Origin of the sequence: Nocardioides sp. (genome assembly GCF_035429765.1) — a bacterium.
Lineage (GTDB): Bacteria > Actinomycetota > Actinomycetes > Propionibacteriales > Nocardioidaceae > Nocardioides.
In genome coordinates this window covers 1-3,130 of sequence record NZ_DAOMFK010000250.1, presented here as the reverse complement: position 1 = coordinate 3,130, position 3,130 = coordinate 1, and the positions used below count along the sequence as shown (strand labels likewise).

Genomic DNA, 3,130 nt, shown 5'->3' with positions numbered 1-3,130 from the left:
GGCCGGGGTACGAAGACCCCCGGCCCGACTGCCAGCTCGACGAACCGGAAGCCGACCTTCCCGGTCAGGTGCTGCAGCGGCTCGCGGGCGCACCGGCGCGCGACCAGCGCGGCGTACTCCTTCTCCTGCGCGGGCGTGGGGTCACCGGCCAGGGCCAGCCGGCCGAGGCCGACCCCGAGGACGTGGGCGAGCAGCTCGTCGGCGTCGCGCTGGGGTGAGGGGACCCCGGCGCTCGCCAGGCGGGCGGCGGCGGCGCGGCGGACGGTGCTCACTCGTCCAGCGCTCACTCGTCCAGCGCTTCCAGCCGCGCTGCCAGGTCGGCGGCCACGCACGAGTCGAGCACCGGGCCGAGGTCCCCGTCGAGGACCTGGTCGAGGTTGTAGGCCTTGTACCCGGTGCGGTGGTCGGAGATCCGGTTCTCCGGGAAGTTGTAGGTGCGGATCCGCTCGGAGCGGTCGACCGTGCGGACCTGGCTGCGCCGCGCCGCGCTCGCGTCGGCGTCGGCTTGCTCCTGCGCCGCGGCGAGCAGCCGGGAGCGCAGGATGCGCAGCGCCTGCTCCTTGTTCTGCAGCTGGCTCTTCTCGTTCTGGCAGCTCACCACGATCCCCGAGGGCAGGTGGGTGATCCGCACCGCGGAGTCGGTGGTGTTGACGCTCTGACCCCCGGGCCCGGAGGAGCGGTAGACGTCGATCCGCAGGTCGCTCTCGTCCACCGTGACGTCCAGCGGCTCGGCCTCAGGCATCACCAGCACCCCGGCGGCCGAGGTGTGCACGCGCCCCTGGGACTCGGTCACCGGCACCCGCTGCACACGGTGCACGCCTCCCTCGAACCTGAGCCGGGCGTAGGGCGCCTCACCGGGCTCCGGGGTGCCCTTCGCCTTGACCGCCACCGTCACCGACTTGAAGCCGCCGAGGTCGGACTCGGTCGCGTCGAGGACCTCGGTGCGCCAGCCCCGGCTCTCCGCGTAGCGGGTGTACATCCGCAGCAGGTCCGCGGCGAAGAGCGCAGACTCCTCTCCGCCCTCCCCCGACTTGATCTCCACGATCGCGTCCTTGGCATCGGCCGGGTCCCGCGGGACCAGCAGCTGGCGGAGCCGTTCGGCCGCCTCGTCCCGCCGGGCCGCGAGCTGCTCGGCCTCCTCGGCGAAGGCCGGGTCCTCCGCGCCCAGCTCCCGCGCCGCGGCCAGGTCGTCCCCCAGCCGCAGCCAGGCCCGGTACGCCGTCACGACGGCGGTGAGCTCGGCGTACCTCTGGTTGAGCCGCCGGGCCAGCCGCTGGTCGGCGTGGGTCTCAGGCGCAGACAGCCGCGTCTCCAGCTCCGCGTGCTCGGCCACCAGGCCCGCGACCGCCTCGAACACCCCGCCCCCCTCCACCGCCTCGTGGGCCGGTGCGTCGGCAGCTACTTGGACTCGCTGGCGCCCTTGGCCGCGGCGGCCTTGGCGTAGCGGGCCTCGAAGCGGGCCACGCGGCCGCCGGTGTCGAGGATCTTCTGCTTGCCCGTGTAGAACGGGTGGCAGTTGGAGCACACGTCGGCGTGGATGATGCCCGACTTCGCGGTGCTGCGGGTGGTGAACGTGTTGCCGCAGGTGCAGGTGACCTCGGTGGCGACGTACTCCGGGTGGATGTCCTTCTTCATGGTGTCCTCAGTGTCCTTCCTGGGGGTCGCCGGGTCGTCTCGCCGGGACGACGGACGTGAACCGGAACCAGCGGACCAGTGTGCCACCTCGCCTCGCGGGCGGCGAATCCTGGTCCGAGGTGCCAACACCGGCGGTGGCGGCGGTGTTCCCGCCCCGTCCCGTCCCGGCAGCGGCGCTCAGTCGCGCTCGGGAGCGGGCGTGGTCTTCTGCACCTGCATGAGGAACTCGATGTTGCTGTGCGACTTCTTCAGCCGCTCGAGCAGCAGCTCCAGGGCCTGCTGCCCGTCCAGGCCCGAGAGCACCCGGCGCAGCTTCCACACGATCGCGAGCTCCTCCTTGCTCATCAGCAGCTCCTCGCGTCGGGTCCCCGACTGCACGGCGTCGATCGCCGGGAACAGACGCTTGTCGGCGAAGTCCCGGCGCAGCCGGATCTCCATGTTCCCGGTGCCCTTGAACTCCTCGAAGATCACCTCGTCCATCTTCGAGCCGCTCTCGATCAGCGCGGTGGCGAGGATGGTCAGCGAGCCGCCGTTCTCGATGTTGCGGGCGGCGCCGAAGAACCTCTTGGGCGGGTAGAGGGCCGCGGAGTCGACCCCACCGGAGAGGATCCGGCCGCTCGCGGGGGCCGCGAGGTTGTAGGCGCGGCCGAGCCGGGTGATCCCGTCGAGGAGCACGACCACGTCGTGACCCAGCTCGACGAGCCGCTTGGCCCGCTCGATGGCCAGCTCGGCCACCGTGGTGTGGTCGGAGGCCGGCCGGTCGAAGGTGGAGGAGATCACCTCGCCCTTGACCGACCGCTCGAAGTCGGTGACCTCCTCGGGCCGCTCGTCGACGAGGACGACCATCAGGTGGCACTCGGGGTTGTTGGACGTGATGGAGTTGGCGATCGACTGCATGATCATCGTCTTGCCGGCCTTCGCCGGCGACACGATCAGGCCGCGCTGCCCCTTGCCGATCGGTGCGGCGATGTCGATGACGCGGCCGATCAGGTTGGCCTGGTCGGTCTCCAGCCGCAGCCGCTCGTGGGGGTAGAGCGGGGTGAGCTTGGCGAACTCGACGCGGTGCCGGGCCGTCTCCGGCTCGGCGCCGTTGACGCTGTCGACCCGCACCATCGGGTTGAACTTCTCCCGCCGCTCCCCCTCGCGGGGCTGGCGGACCTGGCCGACGATCGCGTCGCCACGACGCAGGCCGTACTTGCGCACCATCGACAGCGAGAGGTAGACGTCGTCGGGGCCGGCCAGGTAGCCGCTGGTCCGGACGAACGCGTAGTTGTCCAGGACGTCCAGGATGCCCGCGGCCGGGACCAGCACGTCGTCGTCCAGGATCTGCGGCTCCGCCTCGTTGCGGCTCCCGCTCACGACGGGCGGCCGGTTGCGGTCCCGGTCGCGGCCCCGGCGCCGCCGGTTGCGGCGGCTGCTGCCGGCCTCCTCGTCGCGGACGGACGGCGCGCCACCCGGCGCCTTCACGAGTGCCGGCAATTTCAGTTCGTCGAAC

Annotated in this window: 3 protein-coding genes and 1 pseudogene; all 4 read right to left on the bottom strand. The window is 72.0% G+C overall.

Annotation, left to right across the window (positions count from 1 at the left end):
* Positions 1-272: pseudogene (locus tag PLP61_RS15560) on the bottom strand (peptide chain release factor N(5)-glutamine methyltransferase); the annotation flags it as partial.
* 11 nt (positions 273-283) lie between these two features.
* On the bottom strand, positions 284-1,357 hold the full coding sequence (prfA, locus tag PLP61_RS15555; RefSeq protein ID WP_324503668.1) for a peptide chain release factor 1: 1,074 nt from the start codon (positions 1,355-1,357) through the stop codon (positions 284-286).
* Between the two features lie 41 nt (positions 1,358-1,398).
* Positions 1,399-1,635 (bottom strand): 50S ribosomal protein L31, encoded by a 237-nt coding sequence (gene rpmE / locus PLP61_RS15550; protein ID WP_324503667.1) that lies wholly within the window; start codon positions 1,633-1,635, stop codon positions 1,399-1,401.
* A gap of 177 nt (positions 1,636-1,812) precedes the next feature.
* On the bottom strand, positions 1,813-3,130 hold a 1,318-nt coding region (rho, locus tag PLP61_RS15545), incomplete at its 5' end, for a transcription termination factor Rho (protein ID WP_324503666.1).